Below are 24079 nucleotides of genomic sequence, written 5' to 3'. Positions count from 1 at the left end.
CCCGTCGGGAACCGCGTGGGCTCACACCGGCCCCTGGTCCTCGGCACGGCCGCGGACCTGCTCGCGGAAGTCGATCGGGGACCGGCCGACCCGGTGCAGGAAGTACTTGCTGAACTGGGACGGACGGGCGAAACCCAGCTGATCCGACACCTGGGCCGCGGTCCGGTCGCTGTGCGCGAGCAGCCGTTTAGCCTCCAGGACGACCCGGCGGTCCACGAACTCCTTGGCACTGATCCCGGCGGCGGTCAGGGTGGCCCGGGCGAGCGTGCGCGCCGAGTAGCCGAGCATCCCGGCGTAGTCCTCCACACGCCGGGTCCGGGTGAAGTTGCGCTCGACGGCGTCCCGGAACCGCAGGTATGTCTCGTCCGGCTCCGGGGCGGGGCTGCCGACCGGGACCGTGAGGTGCGCCAGGCGCAGCACGAGGACCGACAGGAGATGGCGGAGGGCGGCCAGATGGACGTCCAGCGGCAGGTGGCCGAGTGCGCGGAACTCGCGGCCCAGGTGCTCCAGCGCCAGGTCGAGCGCCTCGGCGTCCTCGGCGACGGGTGTGCTGACGACGGGTGCGTGCGGGTCGTCGACGCGGGCCGCCGTCGCGGTGGCCGCGTCGAGGAACTCCTGCCGGAACAGGACCAGGGTGCCCTCGGCCCCGGTCAGGTCGCCCCACTGCTGCACCTGCCCGGGGCGCACCCACAGCCAGGAGCCCGGCCGCAGGACGTGAGCGGCGAAGTCCACCGTGTGCCGGAGTTCCCCCGACGTCAGGACGAGCAGATGGTGGAAGTCGGGACGCTGCGGCTGGGCGAGGACGCGCTCCGGCACCCGCCGCCGCAGGTCGGCCGCCGACATGACCTCGACACCGGCGGGCGTCCCGGCCGGCGCGGCGAAGAGGACCTCGGGAATCCGCCGCGAGGCATCCTGTCGGTTTTTGGCCATCATCAGTCAGAAGTGTATCCCGACGGCACCTGCCCCTCCTCGTACGTTGAAGGGGTCGCGCGGGCAGGGACGCCTCGCGTGACGGAAAAGGACAAGGCCGTGCGAAGGAAGGAACGCCGCACCCGTGAGTACCACGAGCAAGCTCCCGCGCTCCGCGGTCCGGGCCGCCGACACGTTCCGCGCCTGGTGGGGCGAGGCTGACCGGATCCTGGTCGCGGCCGGCGCCGGTCTGAGCGCGGCGGCCGGCTACGACTACGGCGACGCCGAGCGTTTCGGGCAGCTGCTCCCCGCGCTGCACCGCCTCGGCCTGCGCTCGCGGTACCTGCTCGGGGTGCCGCTGCCGAAGGACATGATGTGGGGCTACTGGGCCGTCCACATCGACGACATCCGCTACGGCGCCGCCCCGAACGCGCTCTACCGGCGGCTGCGCGAGCTGGTCGGTGAGCGCGACCACCGGGTGATGACGTCGAACGTCGACGCGCTGTTCGTCCGCAACGGCTTCGCGGCGGACCGTGTCTTCACCCCGCAGGGCGACTACGGCCGTCTCCAGTGCACCGTGCCCTGCACCCGGGAGACCTGGTCGAGCAGGCCGTTCCTCGACGCGGTCCTCGCGGCGTACGACCGGGAGAGCGGTCGCGTGCGTGACGAGGCGGCCCTGCCGCGCTGCCCCCGCTGCGGCGCGGACCTCTTCCCCGACGTCCGGGTCGGCCCCGGGTTCGTCGACGACCTCCATCTGCCCGCCGGGCGGCGCCTGGCCGAGTGGCTCGACCGGAACCCGGCGGACGAGGGGCTGCTCGTCGTGGAGATCGGCGCCGGGTTCAACACCCCGGGCGTGATCCGCCGGCCCATGGAGAACCTGGTGCGCCACACCCCGCGGGCCCGACTCGTCCGGGTCGACCCCGAGCACCCCGAGGTGCCCGCCGACCTCGCCGGACGAGCGCTGTCCGTCCCGCTGGGCGCGGACCGGCTCCTGCCCGGACTCGTCGCCTGACCGGCCCGTGACGGGTCAGCGGTCGGCCGGCTCGTACGCGAACCAGTCGAAGTGGACGGAGCCGCCGCCGGCGAACATGCCGATCACCCGGCCGGTGAAGCCGCCGGCGACCTCCGTGGAGAGGTACCGCCCGTCCAGCGCGGCCAGTTCGACGAAGGCGCCGTCCGGCTCCTCGACGCCGAGCGTGACGGTGTCCGGGCCGGTGCGGGCGTCGTCCGGGGTGTGCGCGGCGGCCGTCTCGATGCGGAGGACCACCGGGCCGGGGGACGCCGGCCGGGAGGCGAGCACGGTCTTGGCCGGACCGATCCGGGCCATCACCCGTACCTCGCCGGCCGAGGTCTCGATGTCGTAGTGATGCCGCTCGTCGAGGCGGACCGCGAGGCCACCGCGACCGTCCGCCGCGTCGACCAGGGCCCGCACCCGGCACGACAAGTGCTGCTGCCGCCGTCCGACGAAGGTCGCGTCGCTCTCGTCGAGCGATCCGCCGCGAGCGCGGAGCGTGAGCCAGCCGGGCCTCTCCCCGGTGGTGCAGACCTCCGCCGGCCGGTGCCGCAACGAGACCCAGAACGGGGCGAGTTCACTCGACCCGAAGTCGTCCCGGTCCGGCGCGGCCGCCCGGGGCACCAGCGGCCAGGCGGGCGCGGGCATGGAGGCCGACAGTTCGCCGACGACCGGCCAGCCGTCCACCCACGCGACCGGCGCCAGACAGGTCTCCCGGCCGAGCACGTGCCAGCCCGGGCTGCCTCCGCCCGGCCGCACGGCGAGCAGCACCATCCACCACGAGCCGTCGGGCGCCTGGACGAGGTCCGCGTGACCGGTGTTCTGGAGGGGGTGGTCGGTGCCCCGGTGGGTCAGGATCGGGTTGGCCGGGCACGGCTCGAACGGGCCCGTGGGCGTGCGGCCACGGGCGATCGAGACGCTGTGGCAGCGCTCGGTGCCGCCTTCGGCGATGAGCAGGTACCAGTGGTCGCCGATCCGGTAGAGGTGCGGCGCCTCCGGAGCCTTGGCGCCCGGGCTGCCGGACCAGAGCCGGCGCCGCGGGCCGAACGTCTCCCCGGTGCGGGGATCGATGCGGACCTGCCCGACCCCGGCGGTGGTGCACCAGCAGGCGCCGTCCTCGTCCCAGGCGAGGTCCGGGTCGATGCCGTGCACGCCGGGCAGCCGGACGGGGTCGGACCAGGGGCCGGCCGGGTCGGTGGCCGTGAACAGCAGATTCCCGTCGGCGCTCACGTTCGTGACGATCAGCCAGAACAGGCCGTCGTGGTGGCGGAGGGTGGGGGCGTAGACGCCGCCGGAGGACGGGGTGCCGAGGGGCAGGCGCAACTGGCTCGGCCGGTCGAGGGCGTTGCCGATCTGCGTCCAGTGCACCAGGTCCCGGCTGTGGAAGACGGGCACCCCGGGGAAGTACTCGAAGCTGGAGCAGGCCAGATAGTAGTCGTCGCCGACCCGGCAGACGGACGGATCGGGATGGAAGCCCGGAATCACCGGGTTGGCGATGGTCCTGGCCTTCTCGGGCTTGCTCGACACCCTCATCAGGTCCTTTCCGTGGTGCGATCCCCGGTGACCCTGGTGCACCGTGCCAACGGCACCGGCACGGCCGGGCCGGCCCGTTCGGTGGTGGAGATCGACGATCACGATCGAGTAGGCGTGGCGCACCGTCCGGTGTCAATCACCGCGCCGGGCCCGAAAGTTTCCGTGACCACGAGACCCGCCCGGAGGTGCGCGCCCGCCCGTCGGCGGCGCTGTGCTCACCGGGCCGGCCCGATCGGTCCGGGCCGACGGGGGCGCGCGAAGGGAGGCGGCTGAGGCGTCCCGGCACAGGTCCCGGGTCTGGGGAAGCCGCCGGAAGCCGGCCGACTCGTAGGCGGCGACCGCGCCGGCGTTCGCGCTCGGGGTGCACACGATCGCGCTCGACGAGCCGAGTTCCCTGAGCGCGGCCGCCGCGGCGACGGCGATCGCCTGTCCGTGGCCCCGACGGCGATGTTCCCGGTGCACGCCCATCGGCTCGAGCAACCCGGGCCTGCCCGGACCGGCCGACCACACCGTCACCGCCGCCACCGCCTGGCCCCTGGCGTCGTGCGCGATCAGGCACCGGGCGTCGGCGGACGGCGCTCCCGCCGCCATCGCGTGCCTTTGCTCCTCCGTGCACGTCGACCTGTCGAACGCCGCCCGCTGTACGGCGGTCCGCGCACGGACGTGCCGCGGGCCGGCCACCTCGATCCGTACGCCCGGGTCCGGCACCGGCCGCGTGAGGTCACGGCGCAGCGGCGTCCAGGGTTCGCCGGCCCGCCGGCCGTTCCCGGACAGCAGGTCCCGGAGCAGGGCGCCCGTCGGCGCCTCGACGGACGCCTCGCCCGCGGCCAGTACGCCGCGCTCCGGGTCGGTCAGGTCGTCGAGCGGTCGCCGCGCCGGCTCCCGGTCCCGCCGGGCGTCCGGAGCGATCGTCAGCCGCAGCGGCCGGGGCTCGTCCAGCAGGCCGACGGCGAGAACGCGTCCGTCCCGGCTCCAGGTCCGGACCGCCGCGGCCGTCGCCCGCGCGCCGAACCGCCAGAACCAGCCCAGATCCCCCGGATGCAGTTGCGCCGGCGCCCCGTCGCACCGCCACTCCCGCAGCACCCCCACGGCCTCGCCCAGCCCCTCGACACCCGGCTCGCGCGGCACTGTCGCCATCCCCCGACGACATACCACCACACCGGCCGTCGGCACCTGGTTTCCGGTGGACGAGGTGTGGTGGGGGCTCGGGGACGCGGGTGCCTCAGGGGCGGGGCCGGGTGGCGGTGTCGAGGTAGAAGGCGTCGATGCTCTGGACGGCCCGCTCGAACTCGTCCAGGTTGACGGGCTTCGTCACGTAGGCGTTGGCGTGGCTGCTGTAGGCGTCGGTCACGTCGCCGGGGGCGGTGGACGTGGTGAGGACGACCACCGGGATGGTCTGCAGGTCCTCGTCGTTCTTGAGGACCTTCAGCAGCTCACGGCCGTTCATGCGGGGCATGTTCAGGTCGAGGACGATGAGGTCGGGCCGCGGGTTGCCCGGGGTGCGCAGGTGCTCCAGCGCGGCGACTCCGTCGGTGACCTGGACCAGGTTGCGCGCTCCGCGCTCGGAGAGGGCTTCCTCGATGAGCATCGCGTCGGCGACGTCGTCCTCGACGAGCAGGACGTCGAAGGGGCGGGCAGGGGTGGTCATCATCGGATGCTCCGTGGGTGTCTCGTCAGAGTGGTCGAAGAGCCCCGGCCAGCGGCGCCGGGCGCCTTGCCGGGTCAGGCCGCAGGCGGCGCCGAGCTGCGGGTAGCCCGCTCCCGCCCGGGCGGCGGCCACGGCCGCCGTCCGCTGGAGCCGTTCGGCGGCCTGTTGGAGTTGGTTCAGCAGATGGAGCAGTGCCAGGGCCTGTGCCGGATCGTCCGGTGCCGGGTGCGGGGGGTCCTCCAGCAGCCGGTGCGCGAGGCGCTGGGCAAGGTCGCCGACCGCGGCGTCCGCGATGACGGCCGTCTCCTGCGGAGTGGTCCGCAGATCGAAGTTCTTGCCTGGCATGCCTGGCACTCTATGGTCCTGGAGCAGTTCGCGACAACAAGCGTTGTCGCCGTCTAGAGTGTGCTGACCGTTGCCTTCGGGCAAGTGTTCGCAGCGAGGAGTCCCACAGAATGACCGGCAGTGAGAGACCACCGCGTACGCGGTGGCTTTCCACGTGGACGACCCGGCGGTGGCTCCGCGTCGGGGCGGCCGCGTCCTTGGCGGTGCTGGCTCTCCTCGGTGTCACGGGAGCGTGGATCCTTGCACGCACCGAGACGATCAGCAGGGACCTCGTGGACGTGCGCTCGCCCGCGCTGACCACGGCGATCCGTCTGGAGTCGGCCCTGCTCGACCAGGAGACCGGGATCCGCGGCTACGGGATCACCGGCACCCCGGACTTCCTCACGCCGTACGAGGAGGGGCTCGCCGAGCAGAAGACGAGCGTCGCGCTGCTCGGCGAGCTGCTGACCGGCGACCGGGGCCGCCTGGCCGACCTGAAGACCGTGCAGGACGCGCTGGACACGTGGCAGGAGAGGATCGCGCGGCCGATCGCGGCCGCGCCGGCCGGCGCCCCCTCGGCGCTGGCCGCCGAGCGGGCCGCGGAGGGCAAGAAGGAGTTCGACGCCGTACGGGCCGCCCTGAGCGCACAGCAGGAGCGGCTGCGCGCGGACCGCGTCCGGGCCAGGGACGACCTGATGCACACAATGGCCCTGCGGAACGTGGTGTTCAGTGCCGCGGCGGTGCTCGTGCTCGTCCTCACCGCCTTCGTCTTCGAAGGACTGCGCCGCGGCATCACCAGGCCGCTCGACCGGCTCGGCGCGGACGCCCGCACCATCGCGGACGGTGACTTCGAACACGCCATCACCCCGACCGGCCCGGCCGATCTGCGGCGCCTCAGCGGCGAGATCGAGTTCATGCGCCGCCGTCTCGTACGGGAACTGGCCTTCAGCGAGGAGGCCCGGCAGCGTCTCGACGCGCAGGCCGCGGACCTTCAGCGTTCCAACGCGGAGCTGGAGCAGTTCGCGTACGTCGCCTCCCACGACCTCCAGGAGCCGCTGCGCAAGGTCTCCAGCTTCACCCAGCTCCTCCAGCGGCGCTACGGGGGGCAGCTGGACGCCAAGGCCGACCAGTACATCGACTTCGCGGTCGACGGGGCGAACCGCATGCAGGTCCTCATCAACGACCTGCTCGACTTCTCCCGGGTCGGACGGATGCACAAGACGCACCAGAGCGTCGACCTGGACAAGGTGCTGGAGCGGACCCTGTCCGCGCTCAGCGTCGGCATCGAGGAGGCCGGAGCGACGGTCACCCACGATCCGCTGCCGACCCTGGTCGCCGACCCGACCCAGATGGGCATGCTCTGGCAGAACCTGATCGGCAACGCCGTCAAGTTCCGCCGCCCCGACGAGGCGCCCGAGATCCATGTCACAGCGGCCCCGGAAGGCGAGCTCTGGCGGTTCACCGTCACCGACAACGGCATCGGCATCGCTCCGGAGTACGCCGACAAGGTCTTCGTGATCTTCCAGCGGCTGCACACCAAGGACACCTACTCCGGCAGCGGCATCGGCCTCGCGATGTGCAAGAAGATCGTCGAGTTCCACGGCGGTACCATCGGCGTCGACACCGCCTACCAGGACGGCACGCGCATCGCCTTCACCCTGGCACCCGAGCCGCCGGCGAGCCCGGGCCCGTCCACGCTGCCGGAGGCCGACCGCTCCGGAACCGAGCAGACACGATGACCACGGCGATGACGACCGGCCCGGACGCCGCGTCCGACGATCCGATGTACCGCATCCTCCTGATCGAGGACGACGAGGGCGACGCCCTGCTGGTCGAGGAGCTCCTGTTCGACACGGGGCTGCGGTTCGAGCTGACGATCCGCACCACGCTGGCGGAGGCCCGCACCGAACTGGCCGGCGCCCCGATCGACTGCGTCCTCCTCGACCTGCACCTGCCCGACGTGTCGGGCATCGACGCGGTCGCCGCCGTGCGGGCGCTGGCCCCGCACACCGCGGTCATCGTCCTGACCGGGCTGTCCGAGGCCCAGGCGGGCACCGACGCCATGGCGGCCGGAGCTCAGGACTACCTCGTCAAGGGCAAGGTCGAAGCGGATCTGCTGCACCGGACGGTGCGCTACGCCGTCTACCGCAGCCAGACCGAACGCGCGAGCGCCGAGGCCCAGGCCACCCGGCTCCGGGCCGAGGAGAACGCGCGCCTGGAGCGCGGCCTGCTGCCCCAGCCGATGCTCGACACCTCCACCGTCCGGGTGACCTCCCGCTATCTGCCCGGCGCCGCGATGGCCCTGCTCGGCGGGGACTTCCTCGACGTGGTGGAGGGGGACGACGGGCTGCTGCACGCCGTCGTCGGCGACGTCAGCGGCCACGGCCCGGACGCCGCCGCGCTCGGTGTCTGCCTGCGCATCGCCTGGCGCTCGCTCGTGCTCGGCGGACACCGCGGCGAGGACCTGCTGCACCTGATGGAGCGCATCCTGATCGCCGAACGCGGCAGCCAGCAGTTGTTCGCCACCTGCACCCTCCTCACCCTCGACCAGGACGCCGGCACCGCCACCCTCCATCTCGCCGGCCATCACGAGCCCCTCCTCACCACGGCCGAGGGCACGCGGGAACTCAGCGCCGCGCACGGCATCGCCCTGGGCATCGTCCCGGGGCTGCACAGCTGGCCCTCCACCGTCCTGCCGCTCCCGGACACCGGGGCCCTGACCCTCTACACCGACGGTCTCACCGAGGGGCACAACGGGGCGACGAACGAACGGCTCGGCGTCGAAGGACTGCTCACGCTGATCGGCAACCTGCCGTCGGCGGACCCGGCCACGCATGTCGACCTGCTCATCAAGGAGACCCACGAGCTGAACGCCGGACGCCACTCCGACGACCTCGCCGTGCTCCGCCTCGACTGGGGCGACCTCCCCGCCCGCGGCTGAGGCCCGCCGATCGAGCCGGAGTCCTCAGCTCGGGGAGGACGGGGTCAGCACCACGAAGTCGGCTCCGGACGGATCGAGGCAGACGGCGAGCCGGCCGACGCCCTCCGCGTCCGTCGGGCCCATCTGCACGCTGCCACCGTTCCCGGTGACCGCGGCGACGGCGGCGTCACAGTCGGCGACGGCGAACACCGGGTGCCAGTACGCCCGTCCACCCGCCAGGGCGAGGTCCTCCGCACGAACCTGCATCAGGCCGCCCTGCATACGCTCCTCGGGAAGCCCGGACGGGGTGATCAGGGTGTAGGCGCCTCCGCCGCCCGGCATCTCCATGTCGCTGAACCGCCAGCCGAGGACCGCGCCGTAGAACTCCCTCGCGGCCGTGGCGTCGCTCGTGTACAACTCGGTCCAGGACAGTGAGCCGGGCTCGTCGGCCAGCTCGAAGCCCGCGTTCTTCCCCGGCTGCCAGACCGCGAACTGGCCACCCGACGGGTCGGTGTACTGCGCCATCCGCCCCCACTCCCCGAGGTCCCTCGGGGGCACCCGGACCGCGCCGCCCGCGACCTCCACCGCCCGGCTGACGGAGTCCGCGTCGGTGACGCAGTAGTAGATCATCCAGGCCGACCGGGCACCCTCCTCGGACAGCTTGCCCAGCCCGGCGACGGTCCTGCCGTCCTTCCGGAACATGCCGCCCTCCATGTCCCCGCCTTCGTTCCCGCCCATGGGCTCGTAGTCCCAGCCGAGCACCGAGCCGTAGAAGGCCGCCGCGGCCGGGACATCGGGCGCGCCCAGGTCGAGCCAGCAGGGCGCGCCGGGAGTGAGTTCGGTCGTGATCACGGCTGTTCCCTTCGCAGGTCCTGTGGCTTTTCAGCGTGACACCGGCCACCGGCGATCGCGCGTCGGCCGAGCCCCGGGGGGGGCCGGCGGGGCGAGCGCAGTTCCCCGGGCAGGGTGATCGCGGCCCGTATGCCCCGGTGCGCGCGGCTCCGCCGGCCGCGGCATTCCGCGGCTTTCCCCGGGCTGCCGGTGTTCACCGGGCGATCCGCTGGTGTGGGCGAAGCGTCCACGGGTGGTATTCAATGAGGTGTGCGTCAGGGATCTCGGGGCCCCGCCGCACGGGTCGGAGTAACGACCCCGGCGTCGCGCCGGGGACTGCCGAGAGAGCCTCATGGACTCTACGCCCTCACCCCCGCCCTCGTCGCCGTTCAACCTGGTCAGCAGCGCCCTGGGGCGATACATCCCGAGCGGCGGACAGACGGCGGACACCGGTCCCGCCCAGTCGCGGGGCGACCGCGCCACGCCCCGGAGCGCACCCGACGACCCGACGGACGACCGTCACGATCAGATTCTCGGCGTGGTCAACCTGGACCGGGATCTGAGGATCACCCGGTCCAATCTGGACGCCGCCGTGTTCGCGGGTCTGGACGCCGCGCCCGGGACCCTCTTCGCCGATCTCCTGCCCGCCGGGGACGTACCGACGGTCACCCGGCGGCTGCGGCAGGTCCTGGAGATCGGCGAGGCGCATGTCGCCCGCATCCAGCGCCTGCGGCGCGGGGACGGCTCGGAGCTGGTGGTCTCGATGAGCATCCTGCCCGCCGCCGCGCCGCAGGAGGGCTTGACCGTCTCCCTGATCGCCATGGCCAGGAGGTTGCACCTGTACGCGGCCGAGACCGCGATCGGCACCTCGCTGGACGTCGGCGAGACCGCGCAGTCGCTGGCCGAGTCCCTGCTGGCCTGGGGGGACGTGGCCGCCGTCGATCTCGACTTCGCCGTGTGGACGGGCGAGGGAGTCGTCGGGCAGGCGCAGGGGCGTATCCGGCTCCGGCGGGCGGCGCTGGTGCCGGACCGGGTGTGGCCCGAGGGTTACGTGACTCCGGGCGAGGATCTTCCGAGCGACGCGAGCCGACTGCTGGCGCAGGCGGTCCGGCGCGACGACGCCCCGCAGGCCCTCGTCGTGCCGGACCGGGCGGCGATCGAGCGGCTGCTCGGCAGCCCCCGGGTGATCCGCGCCCTGGTGCCCGGTGACCTGTCGGCGAGCGTGGCGTGCATTCCGCTGGTCCTGGACGGAACGCCGCCCGTCGTGCTGGGCGTGGCGGAGGTCTGGCGGCGCGTGGACCGTCCGTTCCGCGACAGCGAGTTGTTCGACCTGCAGGAACTGGTGGCCCGGACCGCCCATCACGTCGACCTGGCCCGGCAGCACCAGCGCGAGCACACCCAGGTGCTGGCGTTGCAGCGCCGGCTGCTGCCCCGGACGGGCGGCCACACCATCGAGATCGCCAGCGTCTACCAGCCCGCCACCCCGGACAGCGCGGGCGTCGGCGGCGACTGGGTGAACAGCTTCCCGCTGCCGGACGGCCGGACCGCGCTGGTGGTCGGCGACGTCGTCGGGCACGGCCTGGGAGCGGCGGCGACCATGGGCCAGCTGAGCATGGAGGCCCGCGCGCTGCTGTCCGCGGGGCTGGCGCCCGACGAGGTGCTGGAGCACCTGGACGCGACCGTGACACTGCTGGACGACGCGGAGTCCGGGCTGGCGGCCGGCTACAGCGCCCTCGGCTCCACCTGCTGCATCGCCCTCTACGACCCCGTCACCCACCAGGTCGCGCTCTCCAGCGCCGGCCACCTCCCCCCGGTCCTGGTGCTTCCGAACGGCCGGGCGAGCCCGCTCGCGGTCAGCCCGCACCCCGGTCTGGGCGCCGAGTTCGCGCTGCGGGAGCCGTTCCACGTGTACACGTTCGGTGTGCCCCCGGGCTCCCTGCTCGCCCTCTACACCGACGGCCTGGTGGAGGATCCTGCCCTGTCGATCGACGAGGGCATCGGCAGGCTGGCGGACACCCTGGCCACGGTGCACCCGTGGGACACCCTGCAGCAGGCCGCACGGCACGTCGTCTCCACGCTGGCGCCCGCGCGCCAGCGCGACGACGTGACCCTGCTGCTCGTGCGCATGATCGGCTACCGCAAGGGGGACACCGCGACCTGGCGGCTGCCCGCCCGCGACGACGCGCCCGCCCGCGCCCGGGCTCACGTCTGCGCGCTGCTGCGGCAGTGGCGCACCCGGACGGACACCCGGGACGACGTGCGGCTGCTGGTCAGCGAGCTGGTCACGAACGCGGTGCGCTTCGCCACCGGCCCCGTCACGGTACGGCTGATCAGGGCCGGTCACGGCCTGCTGTGCGAGGTCGGCGACACCGGCAACGGCAGGCCGCGGCTGAGCCGGGGCGGCCTCCTCGACGACGGCGGGCGCGGCCTGCACATCGTGCACCGGCTCACCACCCGGTGGGGGGTGCGGTGGACGGACACCGGCAAGGTGGTCTGGGCGGAGATCGCGAGGTGAGGCGACCGGCTCGACGTCAGCACGCGGCCGGGTGGCGGGACGGGCCCGCCGGCCGGCCGGCTAGAGCCACTCCCCTTCCAGGGCGGTGGCGGTGAGGCCCGGCGCCGCCGCGTACAGGACGGCCCGGCTGCCCGGCTTCTGCCCCGCGTCGTGCGCCCGCCGCAGGATGTCGAACACGGCGGCGCCGCCGCGGTTGCCGCTGGTGTAGCTGTCCCGGCTGTGGTCGAGCAGCCCCGACGGCCACCCGTCGGGCATCGTCTGCTCCATGTACTCCAGCACCCTGGTCCCGCCGGGGTGCGCGAGCAGCACGTCGGGGTGCCAGGAGTCGGGGTCGTCCTCGTACCGCAGCCGCAGCCACTCCCACATCGCGGTGACCGTCTCCTGCACGGCGCGCGGCCCGCGCCGGTCCATCACGAAGTGGGCGCCGTCCGCACGCGTCTCCAGGCGGTGCAGGTCCTGGGTGCCGGGCAGGGTGTGGTGCCAGGCGGCGTCCAGCCGCAGCACCGACTCCGGCCTCGGGCGGCCCGTGACCACCGCGGCGACCGCGGTGTCCGCGAACAGCAACCGGACGATCAGGGACTCGAGGGTGTCGTCCGCGGGCTGGTAGGTCGTGCTCAGCGCCTCGGCGATCACGACCAGGACCACCCGGTCGGGGTCCGCGGCCACGAGCTCCGCCGCCAGGGCCAGGGAACGGGTCCCCGCGACACAGGCCCACTGCGTGGCCGGCAGCAGCATCGCGTCACCGCGCAGCGGGAGCCGGTTGGCCAGGGAGACGTCCAGGCCGGGCAGCGCGGGGGTGGTGGAGTGACTGGTGATCAGGCAGTCGACGTCCGAGGCGTCGAGTCCGGCGATCTGCAGCGCTCCGCGCGCCGCGCGCTCCCCGTAGGCCTGCACGGCCTCCCAGGCCGGCGCGGTGCGCTCCTGGGCGGTCTGCGGCGCGGGTATCGCCTCGAGCGCGGCGATGACGCGGTCCACGTCCTGCTGGGTGAACCCGTCGCGCGCCAGCGCCTCTTGGGCGGGTCCGACGCCGACCTCCCGCAGGCCGCCGCCCTCGCCGGGCGCGACCGCGGTCTCCAGCGGCAGCATCCACCCGCGGGTCTCGATGCCCGTGCCGGCCGCGATGCCGTCGATCCGCGGCGCCCATGCCGCATGCGGATGCCGATCGCGCACCTCCGCCACGATCCGGCTGGTCTCCACCGCGTGCTCACCGTGAATCACGGCAGGGGGACAGAGGTAAGCGGCCATGAGGGGGCACCTTTCCAGGGGAACAGGAGAAACGTCACGAGGGCTGCTGCATGGGCGACTTTGGAACGTCACGCCCGGGGCGAGGGGCTCCGCTGCGGGAGTCGCTGTCCTGTCGAGCATGGACGCCAAATGGACATTTCCGCTGTGACCCAGACAACTTGGGCGGCATTCAAGGTGCGTGATACGGCACACACCGCCACAACAGGGGCCTCTCGGGGCGACCGGTTCCCCAGACCTTGACTGACGTACCGTCAGGCCATTCGCCCACCGGGTCCGGGCACGTGCCGCCGACGGCGGCGGCGCGCGGTCGGAGGGCCCGTGCGAGGCGGCCCCGGCCAGGCGGCCGCCCGCGTCACTCGGCCCGCCGGCCGACGGTGCGATCGCTCCTCCGCACCGGAACGCGCCCGCTCCGCGTGTGGCGGGGGTGTGACGTGCCGGCCCCGGGCGTCACCCGGGGAACGGCGGCGCCCCGCGTCCGGGCACGCTTCGTCCAGGGTGCGCCCGCCCGGCGGCTCGCCGAAGTCGGCGGGACCGGCGCGGCGTTCACGTCGTCGCGCGCGCTCGCGCACCCGGCGGCCGCCCGTCGACGGCCCCGGAGGTGGCCCGTACCGGTGCCGGGGCGGGCCTCGCCCCGGCACCGGCTCGTCACGCCTCGTCGCGCAGCCGGGCCGCCAGGGAGCGCAGCGTCTCGCTCTCCTCGGTGTGGCCCAGGGCGGTCAGGCGGGTGATCGCCGCGTCGAGGCGGGTGAGGGCGGGGGCGGTGCGTTCCAGGTAGACGCCCTCCACGACGCAGGCGAGGCGCACGCACTCGGCCCACTCGCCGGCACGGTCGTCGCCCTCCCCCGGCTCGCCGAGCAGGGCGAGGGCCTTTTCGAGGGCTGCCAGGGAGGTGGCGAACTCGCCGGCGTGGGCGTTGACCCGTCCGTGCTCGTAGGCCAGGGCGGTGTCCAGGGAGCGGCCGCGGGCCTGGTGTCCGGCGGCGCGGGCCTCGTCGGCGATCCGGCCGGCGTCGTCGAGGAAGGCGAGGGCCTCGGCCAGGCCGTCGGGGCCCTGCTGCTGCGCCTGCAGACGGGCCAGTTCGCGCAGGCAGTTGCTGAGCCGTTCGTAGCCCGGCGCCTTGGCGTGGGCGAGGAGCGCCTGATCGACCGCTTCGCGGGCCCGGCCGAACTCGCCGGTCTCGCCCAGGAGGACGGCCGTCTCCGCGGCGATCATGACATGGCTGTCCGGATCGTCGTCCCAGCCCGCCGACTCGGCCGCGAGGGCGACGAACTCCGCCGTGGCGGCCTTGAGATCGTCCCCCTCACGCAGCGCCCGGGCCCGGGTCAGGCGCAGTTGGGCGACGAGCCGGCCGTTCATCTCCCCGGAGGTGACGTCCGGTTCCGCCAGCAGGGAGTCGAGCAGCGCGATGCAGTCCTCGACGCGGCCCAGGTCGAGGCTGAGCCGGGCCACGTTGCTGTACGCGCCGAACGCGTCCGCCCGGCTGCCGCGGCGGAGCTCCAGCTCCGCATGGCGCGTCAGGTGGCGCAGGGCCTCTTCGGGGCGGCCCAGGTGCATGCAGGCCTCGGCGAGATCAGCGTGCAGGCGGGTGGTGTCGACCGTGTCGGCGGGCCAGTCGGCGGCCAGTCGCAGGCCTTCGGTCAGGTTCGCGTGGGCGGTCTGCGGGTCCTGCAGGACGAGCTGGAGCCGGCCGCGCAGTCCGAGCGTGCGGGGCAGGTGCCAGGCGGGGCCGTGCGCCTTCAGCCGGTCGAGGAGGGCGTCGATCTCGGTGACCGCGGCGGGCAGGTCGCCGGAGATGGCGTACGTGCTGGCCCGCAGCAGCAGGGCGCCGGAGATCTGCCCGGCCAGGTCGTGCCGGGTGGCGAACGCCTGCAGCTGTCCGACCTCGGCGAGCACCGGGGCGGCGTGTCCCTCGTCCCCCGTGGTCTGCAGGCGCAGGCCGAGCGCGGTTGCCCGCAGCCGCAGCAGGCGGGCCTCCTGGAACGGGGCGAGGCCGGACGTCTCCTCGTGCAGACGGACCGTGGCCGCGTGGGCGGCGGTCAGGGCGGCGGCCTTCGCCTCCGCGCCCTCGACGCCCTCGGCCGCGGACTCGGCGGCGGTGAGCAGGGCGCAGGCCCGGGCGAGCGCCGCGTGCCCCGGCAGTCCGGCCTCGTCGTAGAGGGCGGCGGCCTCCTCGTGGAGGGCGGTGGCGCCGGCGGGCCCGTCCTTCTCGTCCGCCCGGTTCGCCTCGTCGGACAGCAGGTCCGCGCGCAGTTGCGCGACCGGGCCGAGGGCGGGGTCGTCGGGGTGGGTGTAGTCGTGGGCGGCGACGAGGACGCGCAGCCGTGCCCAGCAGGCCTGAGCTTCCGGGTGCCCCTGTTCCTCCAAGTCCCTTGCTCGCCGCACGAGTTCGGGCAGCGAGTCGGGGACTGCGGTCGCCGCACGCGGGACGGGGGCGGCGGGGGCGGCGGCCGGTGCCGCCGGGGCCACGTCGTCGAGGCTGCGGGTGCGCAGGGTCAGTTCCAGCGCGTCCAGGAAAGGGGCACGGTCGAGACGGGCCCTGCGGCGGTCGGCGTGGGCCGAGGTGCCGTTGCGGGCGTCGAAGCGGGCGGCGAGGTCGTCCGCGCTGCCGCGCACCTCGGCGAGCAGCCCGGCCACCGTCCAGGTGCGGCCCGCGTGTCCGGCGGCGGGCAGGTCACCGCGGCCGAGCAGCTCGACCCGCTGGAGGAGCACCTCCACGCCGGTGAGGAAGCCGAGCAGGTCCAGCGGCGAGTCGACCTCGTCGAAGAGCCCCCGGTTCTCGGCGAGCAGCTCCAGGCCGCGTGCCTCGTTGCCGGTGAGCGCGCAGAACTCCAGGTGCCGCCCGACCTCCTGGGACATCGAGGGGTTGCGGCGGCAGCTGCGGTAGCCGGCGAGGTGCAGTTCGCGTGCCCGGTCGGTGCGGCCGGTGCGCAGCAGGGGCAGCAGCGCGTACGAGACGGATCGGGCCGGTTCCTCCTGGCAGGATTCCTTCCCCTCCAGGACGGGCTCCCAGATGTGCAGCGCCCGCTCGTCGTCGCCCGCCGCGAGGTGGTGCAGTGCGCGCTCGCAGATCTCGCAGGCCTCGCAGTCGCTGAGCCGGGTGCGGGAGCGGCCCGCCCACAGTTCGTAGGCGAGGGCGGTGTCCTCGCCTGTGTGGGTGGCCAGTTGGTACGCCTGTCCGTAGTACGGCTGGAGGCCCAGGCCGGCCTTCTCGTACCGGTCGCGCATCTCCGTCAGCCACTGGCGCAGGCTCGCGAGCGGTATCTCCGGCAGTGCGCGCAACGCGCCGGCCACCCACTTGAACCGCCAGAACAGCAGGTGGCGCAGGCGCTCGTCGAAGACGTCGGGCTGCTCGTCGAAGAGGGTCAGCAGGCGGGCGAAGACGACGGGCGACTTCCGGGGTTCGGAGCCGTAGGTGTACGCCTCCTGGAGTTCGAGGAGTGCGTGGACGAGGGGGAGCGGCTCCGCGAACTGCTCGGCGGCGTCGACGAGTTCCTCGGCGGTGAGCGTGCGGGTACGGCCGTAGGGGCGCCGGTCGTTCTCCTCGAGCGCCCGGTACAGCTCGTCGGTGGTCTGGGGTGCGGCGGTCGGCATCGTCAGCTGTCCTTGCGGAGGGCGTGGGCGAGCAGGTTGAGGAAGGAGCGGTTGATCAGGCTCGACTCGGCGGGCCTCAGCGGGCGCCGGGACAGCATCGCGGCCTGCCCGTAGAGGGCTTCGGCGCTGGTGCGGGCCAGCTCGGGCTCGTCGATGGTGACGGCGGTGCGGACCAGCGGGTTGAGCTGGTTGAGGATCAGCTGGGCCCGCGGCGCCTCCTGGCGCAGGGCGCCGAGGATGTCGCCCCACACGCCGCCCTCCTGCTCACGGGCGAGCTGGGAGCGGGTGCGCTCATGACGTGCCTCGCGGCTGTCGACGAGGAGGGCGGGGGCGGAGGCGGGCTGGAAGGTGCGCAGCGCGACGTCGCAGTCGAAGACCGAGAGGGCGTCGCGGGCCTGGGCCAGGTAGGCGGCCGCGGCCAGTTCCGTCTCCCGGTCGACGGGGTCCAGGTGGGCGGTGAGGGTCCCCGGGTCGAGGTCGGCGACGACGGCCTCGGGCCTGATCTCCGGCAGCCGGTGGACCAGTTCGCGGTCGTAGGTGTAGCCGCCGTTGACGACGCCGAGCCCGGCGGCCGAGGCGATCGCCGCGACCTGGCGGAATTCCTCCACGCTCGACGTGACGAGCACGGTGCGGTGGGTGCGCGCGAACTCGTCGAGGGTGCAGTGCCCGTCGGTGGTCTCGAACGGCAGCCAGGGCAGCAGCATCCGGAGGATCTCGTCGTCGTGCACGGCGAGCGACTTCACGGCCAGGTGGTGTGCCTGGAGGAAGCGGGCGAGCAGGTCCGGGTCGCTGGCGGCGACCCTGGCCATCCACGCGCGCAGCCGCTCGGCGAGGGCGTCGCGGACGGCGGCGAGGGTGTCGTCCTCGTACAGGGACTCCCGCGACGCCGTCGGGCGCAGGCTCTCGGCGTCGACGACGCAGCGGACGAAGAAGGCCCACTCCGGCAGGATCTCCTCGGCCTGCTCGGACAGCAGCATGCCCTTGACGTGGACGCGATGCCCGTGTCGTCGCCCGGCCGGGACCGCCTCGGGCAGCACGCACGCGATGCCCTTGAGGCCCACGGCCGGCAGGTCCAGCTCGATGGTGTCCAGCGGCGTGAAACCGAGGACGTCCGCGCCGTAGGCGGCCAGCGCGCGGGACCGGGATCCCGGTGTGGGATACGTACGGGCCCAGGGGGCGGGCTCGGGGTTGACGGGCGAGCCCGGGCCGCCCGTGCCGTCGTCGAAGGTCACCGGGTGGCGCAGCAGCGAGCCGAAGTGCCGGGCCAGCGTGTGCACCTGCGCCGGGCGGGTCCACTCGCGCGCGTCGGCGCGCGGCGTCAGCGTGACGGTGGTGCCGGGCCGGGGGCGGGCGGAGGCGGGCAGGGTGCGGACGGTGTAGCTGCCGTCGCCGCGTCCCCGCCATTCCACGGCGGGGGCGTCGGGGGTGCGGGCGGAGCGGCTCAGGACGTGGATCTCGTCCGCGACCAGGAAGCAGGAGAGCAGGCCGATGCCGAACTGGCCGATGAAGTCGCCGCGTTGCTCGGCGATGCCCTCGGCGCGCTTGCTGCTGCGGCCGATCGTCGCGAGGAAGGTGTGCACGTCCGCCTCGGTGAGGCCGACGCCGTCGTCCTCGACGCGGACGACCGAGGCGTCGGCGTACAGCCGGATCCCGAAGGCGTCGGCGGGAGCGGCCGGTTCGAGGCGGTGCCGGGCGGTCAGCGCGTCCACCGCGTTCTGGAGGAGTTCGCGCAGGTAGACGCGTGGGCTGGAGTAGAGGTGGTGGGAGAGGAGATCGACGAGGCCGCGCAGGTCCACCTGGAAGGTGCGGTCGGCGCCGGCCGGGCTCACGGGGGTGTCGTGCAGAGTCATCGGGCAGTCCGGGGTGAGGTGTTCGGAGAAGGCGGGGCGAGGTGCTCGGCGGAGGCCGGGGCCGGCGTCAGGCGCGGCGCCGGAAACGGGCGTACGCCTTCTCCGGCTGTGCCATGTACTTCCAGGGCCACGGGGTCCAGGCGCCGCCCAGCTCGTGGAAGACGCGCGGGGCCACGACGCTCTCGGCGGACAGGGCCAGGGCCATGGCGAAGATGTTGAAGTCCTCCTGCCAGCCCGGACGCCGCTCGTAGGCGGGATGGAGGATGCTGCGTCGGGCCGCCTGCCGCAGCTCCTCCTGGGTGGCCGGTGTGTCGAGATGGCCCTGACGCTCCGACTCCACCCACTCCTCGATGTGGGCCATGGCGATCACGCAGCCGAGGCGGTGCCCGTCGGGCGCGGCGGCGAAGGCCTTCCGGGCGAACGCCAGGGCCTGGCCGGGCTCGCCGCTCCAGCGGGGCTGGAGGTGCGACACCCACTCGATGTGGGTCTCCAGGTCCAGCGGGTCGCGCCGCAGAGCGGCGTCCCGCCGGGTCTCGTTGACGACGGAGCCCAGCGACATCCCGCGGCCGGAGGTGAGGAGGCGACGCCACGGCGTCACCCACTCCGGCCGCAACTCGGCGGCCTCCAGCAGCTGTTCCTCGGCGACGGCGAGCCGCTCGTGGAAGACGCGCCACTGCTCCTGTGTGACGTCCACGGCACGGGCGGCGGTGCGCGCCTCCCAGCCCCAGACGATGTGGCGGGCCCCGGATATGAGCAGGGCGGTCGCCCGGTGCTCCTTGTCCTCCTGCACGGCCCGGCCGATCCAGTCCTGCACCCCGGCCACCTCGGCGAGCACGCCGAGCACCTGGTGGTCGCGGCCGAGGTCGAACGGGGCCGGCACCGCCCTGACCGTCTCCCAGTCGCCCGCCCGGGCGGCCTCCACCAGCGCGAGCACCCGGGTGTCCCCGAGCGCGTGCAGCTGGTGGACTCCGTTCTGTCTGCGCGGAACGGGAAGGGCGTACGGATCCGCCACCGGTCTCTCCGCGCCCCTGCCGAACAGCTTGCCGAACATGCCGCGTCCTCCCCTGGTCCCGCGTGATCGTCCGGGGCAGCTTAAACGGCCCCACCGACACCACTTCCACAGGGTTTTCACCGGCACATCACGGTCCCGGTCCCGTCGGCGCCCGCCCCGGTCCCCGCCGAACAGGGCCTCGCCATGGTGGTCGCACGCACCTCAGCGCACAGAACTATGGTGTCCCACCACATGTGCCCTTGACCTGCGGATTCCTACGGTATGGCGACACGGAACGTCCCCGCCAACCGCTTGGAAGTGGTACCGATGTCCTCCCCCGCGACCGCTCCCCCGTCCCCGGGCACCCCAGCCAGCCTCAAGCGCATCGTCGCCGCCAGTCTCATCGGCACCACCATCGAGTGGTACGACTTCTTCCTCTACGGCTCGGCCGCCGCTCTCGTCTTCAACAAGCTGTTCTTCCCGGACTCCGACCCGCTCGTCGGCACGCTCCTGTCGTTCCTGACGTACGCCGTCGGTTTCGCCGCGCGGCCGCTCGGTGCGCTGGTCTTCGGGCACTACGGTGACCGGCTCGGGCGCAAGAGGCTGCTGGTGCTGAGCCTGCTGCTGATGGGCGGGGCGACCTTCGCGATCGGCCTGCTGCCGACCCATGCGACCGTCGGGAGCGCCGCCCCGGTGCTGCTGACCGTGCTGCGGCTGATCCAGGGGTTCGCGCTCGGCGGCGAGTGGGGCGGAGCCGTGCTGCTGGTCTCCGAGCACGGGGACGCGCGGCGGCGCGGCTTCTGGGCCTCGTGGCCGCAGACGGGCGCTCCCGCCGGGCAGTTGCTGGCGACCGGCGTGCTGTCCCTGCTCACGGCCGTGCTCTCGGACGCCGCCTTCGCCTCCTGGGGCTGGCGGATCCCCTTCCTGCTCTCCGGGGTTCTGGTGATCGTCGGTCTGTGGATTCGTCTGTCCGTCGACGAATCGCCCGTGTTCCGGCAGGCGTTGGCGCGGGCCGAGGCCCGCAAGGCGGCGCGCTCGGCGCAGGAGCGGGCACAGGCGGAGCAGCTGCCGCTGGTGTCGGTGCTGCGGCACCACTGGCGTGACGTGCTGGTCGCGATGGGCGCGCGGATGGCGGAGAACATCTCCTACTACGTCATCACCGCGTTCATCCTCGTCTACGCGACGACCTCGGCCGGAGTCTCCAAGCAGACCGCGCTCAACGCCGTGCTCATCGCCTCCGCCGTGCACTTCGCGGTGATCCCGGCCTGGGGTGCGCTGTCCGACCGGGTCGGGCGGCGGCCGGTGTATCTGCTGGGCGCGGTCGGGATCGGGCTGTGGATGTTCCCGTTCTTCGCGCTCGTCGACACCGGCACCTTCGGGAGTCTCGTCCTCGCCGTGACGGTGGGCCTGGTACTGCACGGGGCGATGTACGCGCCGCAGGCCGCCTTCTTCTCCGAGATGTTCGCGACCCGGATGCGCTACTCCGGCGCCTCGATCGGCGCCCAGTTCGCCTCGGTCGCGGCGGGCGCGCCCGCGCCGCTGATCGCCACCGCGCTGCTGGCCGACTACGACAGCTCCACCCCGATCGCCCTCTACGTGATCGCCGCGGCCGTGCTGACGGTCGTCGCCGTGGGGGTGGCCAAGGAGACCCGCCACCGTGACCTGGCCGCGGGCGACCTGGCCGACGGCGGTCCCGGCGCGGAGGCGGAGCACCCGCGGACGCCGACGACGGACGCGCGCGCCGTCTGATCCCGTCGCCGTGCCCGCCGCTCCGGCCCGCCCCCGCCCCCGCCCCCGTACGCCGTCCGCGCGTACGGGGGCGGGTCAGTGCGGTGCCGGGGTCGCCAACCGGTGCAGGCGCAGGGCGAGCTGGATCTCCAGGGCGCGGGCGGGGCTCTGCCAGTCGTCGCCCAGGAGGCGGCCGACGCGTTCGAGGCGCTGGGCCACCGTGTTGACGTGGACGTGGAGTTCGTCCTTGGTGCGGGCCGGGCTCATGCCCGAGGCGAAGTAGGCGTCGAGGGTGCGCACCAGGTCGGTGCCGCGCCGTTCGTCGTAGGCGACGACCCGGCCCATGGTGCGCTCCACGAAGCCCGCCACGTCCCGGTCGCCGGCGAGGAGGAGCCCCAGGAAGCCGAAGTCCTCGGCGGCCGCCCCGTCGCCGGAACGGCCGAGCAGCCGCAGGGCGTCGAGACAGCGCCGGCCTTCCGCGTAGGCGGCGACCACCCTGTCCGGGTCGGCGGCGAGGCCCCGCACCGGGGCGGACGCGCCGACGGTGACCGCTTCGTGGACGGCGGTGCCGAGGTGCAGCGCGGTACGGCGGGCCAACTCCGTCGCGGTGTCGCCGTGTTCGAGGGGCAGCAGCAGGACGGTGCCGCCGTCGCGGGCGGCGGCCAGACCGTGCCGGGTGGCGGCGAGGTGGGAGGCGGCGGACCACAGACGGCGGCGCGCGGCCGCCTCCTGGTCGGCGTCGGGTGCGGCGGCGTCGAGGCGGGCCGCCAGGACGACATGGGTCGCGTCGAGGTCGGCGTGCAGCCGGGTGGCGCGCTCGCGCAGCAGGCGCGGGTCACGGTCGCGGGCCTCGAGCAGGTCGTCCAGGAGCTCGCCGCGCACGCGCTGTTCGGCCTCGGCGGCGGAGCGTCTGGCCAGGAGCAGCAGGGAGGTGACCATCGCGGCCCGCTCCAGGGTCCGCTGGTCGACCGGGTCGAGGTCCGGGTGACCGCGCAGCACCAGGGCGCCGAGCAGTTCCCCGCCGGCCGCGACGGCAGCGATCCAGTCGTGTCCATGGCGTACGGCGTGGCCCTCCGCGCGGGAGGCCGCCACTGCGGCGGCGGGCGCGGTCTCCAGGAACTCCACGGTGCCGTCGAGCACCTGGGACACCGCGGCGGCCACGTCGTGGACCCCGCCGCCGCGCAGGACCAGCTCGGCGAGCCGGTCGTGGACCTCCGAGGCGCGTTCGATGACCGCGCTGCGGTCCCGGATGATCTCGTTGGCGCGCTCGAGGCCGGCCAGCGCGGAGCGGGTCTCGGTGAGCAGGTTGGCGGTGTCGATGGCGGCCGCGGCGAGGGCCGCGAAGGATCCGAGCAGGGCGATCTGCTCCCGTTCGAAGACCCGGGCGCGCCGGTCCGCGGCGAACAGCACCCCGATGACATGGGGACCCAGCATGAGCGGAACGCCGAGGATCGCGACCAGCCCCTCGTCGCGTACGCCCGCGTCGATGGTCGTCGTGTGCCGGAAGCGGTCGTCGCGGAAGTAGTCGTCGGTGACGTAGGGACGGGCCGTCTGGGCGACCAGGCCGCCGAGCCCCTCCCCCATGCCGAGGCGCAGTTGCTGGAAGCGGGCGGCGACCGACCCCTCGGTGACCCTCATGTACGTGTCGCCCCTGGCCGGGTCGTGCAGGCTGAGGTAGGCGATGTCGGTGCCGAGCAGGGAGCGGGCGCGCTGCACGATGGCCTGGAGCACGGCGTCCACGTCACGGGGGCCCGCGAGGTCGTGGGCGGTCTCGAAGAGGGCGGACAGCTCGGCCTCCCGCCTGCGTCGGCCCTCCAGCTCGGAGCGGACCCGCAGCGCGAGCAGCTTGGCGTGTTCGAGCGCCGCGATCCGCTCGCCCGGCCCTCCCTCGGCGCGGGCGAGCAGCACGGGCCGGTCGTAGGCCTCGGCGGCCGCGCCCCGGGCGAGCAGTTCGAGGAACGGCGCGTCGGCGTCGTGGGCGGGGCCGGGTGCCGCCGTGGCGCCCTTCAGGTGATCGCGGGACATGCTCACAGGATTCCTCATCGCCGGGCCGCCCCGTCAGCCCTGTGGACAACTCCGCCGCCGGGGCGCCCCGACACGGCCGGGCGGGGTGTCCGGTGCGCTCAGTGCGCGGTCCAGCCGCCGTCGAGGACCAGCGAGGTGCCCGTCACGAAGGACGCCTGCGGGCCGCACAGGTAGGCGACGGCCTCGGCGACCTCCTCCGGTTCGATGAGCCGTTTGACGGCGCTGTCGCGCAGCAGTACGTCGGTCAGCACGCGCTCCTCGGGCACGCCGTGCGTCCGTGCCTGGTCGGCGAGCTGCCGCTGCACGAGCGGGGTGCGCACATAGGCGGGGTTCACACAGTTGGAGGTCACCCCGTGGGGCGCGCCTTCGAGGGCGGCGGTCTTGGAGAGGCCCTCGAGTCCGTGCTTGGCGGCGACGTACGCCGACTTGTAGGCGGAGGCGCGCAGTCCGTGCACGGAGGAGACGTTGACGATGCGGCCCCAGCCCTGCCCGTACATGTGGGGCAGGGCGCCACGGATGAGGCGGAACGGCGCCTCCAGCATCACGGTGAGCACCGTGTGGAAGACGTCCGGCGGGTACTCCTGCAGCGGGGCGACCCGCTGGAGCCCGGCGTTGTTGACCAGGACGTCGGCTCCGGCGGCCGCGAGTTCGGCGGCGTCCAGGTCGGTGAGGTCCAGGACGTACGGTTCGACCGAGCCGGGCAGACCGGCCGCGCTCGCGGCGAGCGTCTCCAGTCCCGCCGGGTCCCGGTCGACGGCGCGGACCTTGGCCCCGGCGGCCGCGAGCCGCAGCGCGCAGGCCCGTCCGATGCCGCCGGCCGCGCCGGTGACGAGGGCGGTGCGCCCGCCGAGGTCGAGCGAGGGGGCGGCGGGAAGGGGAGCGGCGACCTGGGGCGAAGTCATGCGTCGAGCCTAGGCAGAGCCCGGTCCTCGCCCCATGTGGTCGCCGCCCATACTT

15 protein-coding genes and 1 pseudogene are annotated in these 24079 nt (G+C 73.9%); 5 read left to right on the top strand and 11 right to left on the bottom strand.

Annotation, left to right across the window (positions count from 1 at the left end; all coding sequences use genetic code 11):
- Positions 1-21 precede the first annotated feature (21 nt).
- On the bottom strand, positions 22-933 hold the full coding sequence (locus J2X68_RS09670; protein ID WP_310432053.1) for an AraC family transcriptional regulator: 912 nt from the start codon (positions 931-933) through the stop codon (positions 22-24).
- Positions 934-1054: 121 nt separating this feature from the next.
- On the opposite strand from J2X68_RS09670, the gene J2X68_RS09665 reads away from it, so the two are divergent.
- A complete protein-coding gene (locus J2X68_RS09665) occupies positions 1055-1921 on the top strand; it encodes an NAD-dependent protein deacetylase of SIR2 family (RefSeq protein ID WP_310432052.1) in 867 nt (288 codons plus the stop codon).
- A gap of 15 nt (positions 1922-1936) precedes the next feature.
- On the opposite strand, the gene J2X68_RS09660 is transcribed toward J2X68_RS09665, so the two are convergent.
- The 3 genes and pseudogenes from J2X68_RS09660 to J2X68_RS09650 form a co-directional block, all read right to left on the bottom strand.
- The gene (locus J2X68_RS09660) at positions 1937-3454 is read right to left on the bottom strand and encodes a glycoside hydrolase family 43 protein (protein ID WP_310432051.1); all 1518 of its coding nucleotides are present in this window, start codon (positions 3452-3454) and stop codon (positions 1937-1939) included.
- A 273-nt stretch (positions 3455-3727) separates the two neighbouring features.
- Positions 3728-4591 (bottom strand): annotated as a pseudogene (locus J2X68_RS09655) (GNAT family N-acetyltransferase); the annotation flags it as partial.
- 85 nt (positions 4592-4676) lie between these two features.
- Entirely contained in the window at positions 4677-5447 is a 771-nt protein-coding gene (locus J2X68_RS09650) for a response regulator (protein ID WP_310432049.1), read from the bottom strand.
- A gap of 110 nt (positions 5448-5557) precedes the next feature.
- Here J2X68_RS09650 and J2X68_RS09645 point away from each other — a divergent pair, with 110 nt between their 5' ends.
- Both J2X68_RS09645 and J2X68_RS09640 read left to right on the top strand, forming a co-directional pair.
- Positions 5558-7165 (top strand): CHASE3 domain-containing protein, encoded by a 1608-nt coding sequence (locus J2X68_RS09645; RefSeq protein WP_310432048.1) that lies wholly within the window; start codon positions 5558-5560, stop codon positions 7163-7165.
- Positions 7162-8367: a SpoIIE family protein phosphatase gene (locus tag J2X68_RS09640; protein WP_310432047.1), complete on the top strand. Its 1206-nt coding sequence runs from the start codon at positions 7162-7164 to the stop codon at positions 8365-8367. The genes J2X68_RS09645 and J2X68_RS09640 overlap by 4 nt, the downstream gene beginning before the upstream one ends.
- A gap of 24 nt (positions 8368-8391) precedes the next feature.
- On the opposite strand, the gene J2X68_RS09635 is transcribed toward J2X68_RS09640, so the two are convergent.
- Complete coding sequence (locus tag J2X68_RS09635) at positions 8392-9198, bottom strand: VOC family protein (RefSeq protein WP_310432046.1); 807 nt, start codon at positions 9196-9198, stop codon at positions 8392-8394.
- Between the two features lie 331 nt (positions 9199-9529).
- On the opposite strand from J2X68_RS09635, the gene J2X68_RS09630 reads away from it, so the two are divergent.
- Positions 9530-11692, top strand: coding sequence for a SpoIIE family protein phosphatase (locus tag J2X68_RS09630; RefSeq protein ID WP_310432045.1), 2163 nt, complete (start codon positions 9530-9532; stop codon positions 11690-11692).
- Between the two features lie 60 nt (positions 11693-11752).
- On the opposite strand, the gene J2X68_RS09625 is transcribed toward J2X68_RS09630, so the two are convergent.
- The 4 genes from J2X68_RS09625 to J2X68_RS09610 form a co-directional block, all read right to left on the bottom strand.
- The gene (locus J2X68_RS09625) at positions 11753-12937 is read right to left on the bottom strand and encodes a type III polyketide synthase (RefSeq protein WP_310432044.1); all 1185 of its coding nucleotides are present in this window, start codon (positions 12935-12937) and stop codon (positions 11753-11755) included.
- A gap of 645 nt (positions 12938-13582) precedes the next feature.
- The gene (locus tag J2X68_RS09620) at positions 13583-16528 is read right to left on the bottom strand and encodes a hypothetical protein (RefSeq protein WP_310432043.1); all 2946 of its coding nucleotides are present in this window, start codon (positions 16526-16528) and stop codon (positions 13583-13585) included.
- Positions 16529-16530: 2 nt separating this feature from the next.
- Positions 16531-18378 carry an HSP90 family protein gene (locus tag J2X68_RS09615; RefSeq protein WP_310432042.1) on the bottom strand — a complete coding sequence of 616 codons (1848 nt, stop codon included), beginning with the start codon at positions 18376-18378 and terminating at the stop codon, positions 16531-16533.
- Positions 18379-18445: 67 nt separating this feature from the next.
- Entirely contained in the window at positions 18446-19429 is a 984-nt protein-coding gene (locus J2X68_RS09610; RefSeq protein ID WP_310432041.1) for a hypothetical protein, read from the bottom strand.
- Between the two features lie 267 nt (positions 19430-19696).
- Here J2X68_RS09610 and J2X68_RS09605 point away from each other — a divergent pair, with 267 nt between their 5' ends.
- Positions 19697-21118: an MFS transporter gene (locus J2X68_RS09605; RefSeq protein ID WP_310432040.1), complete on the top strand. Its 1422-nt coding sequence runs from the start codon at positions 19697-19699 to the stop codon at positions 21116-21118.
- A 75-nt stretch (positions 21119-21193) separates the two neighbouring features.
- Here the strand turns inward: J2X68_RS09605 and J2X68_RS09600 are convergent, their stop codons facing one another.
- Together J2X68_RS09600 and J2X68_RS09595 are read right to left on the bottom strand one after the other, a co-directional pair.
- Positions 21194-23122, bottom strand: coding sequence for a GAF domain-containing protein (locus tag J2X68_RS09600; RefSeq protein WP_310432039.1), 1929 nt, complete (start codon positions 23120-23122; stop codon positions 21194-21196).
- 98 nt (positions 23123-23220) lie between these two features.
- Entirely contained in the window at positions 23221-24024 is an 804-nt protein-coding gene (locus tag J2X68_RS09595) for a 3-hydroxybutyrate dehydrogenase (RefSeq protein WP_310432038.1), read from the bottom strand.
- Positions 24025-24079 lie beyond the last annotated feature (55 nt).

It is taken from the genome of Streptomyces sp. 3330, assembly GCF_031456635.1.
Lineage (GTDB): Bacteria > Actinomycetota > Actinomycetes > Streptomycetales > Streptomycetaceae > Streptomyces.
Note: the sequence above shows the minus strand (reverse complement) of the source record. Positions and strands in the feature narration are given on the sequence as shown.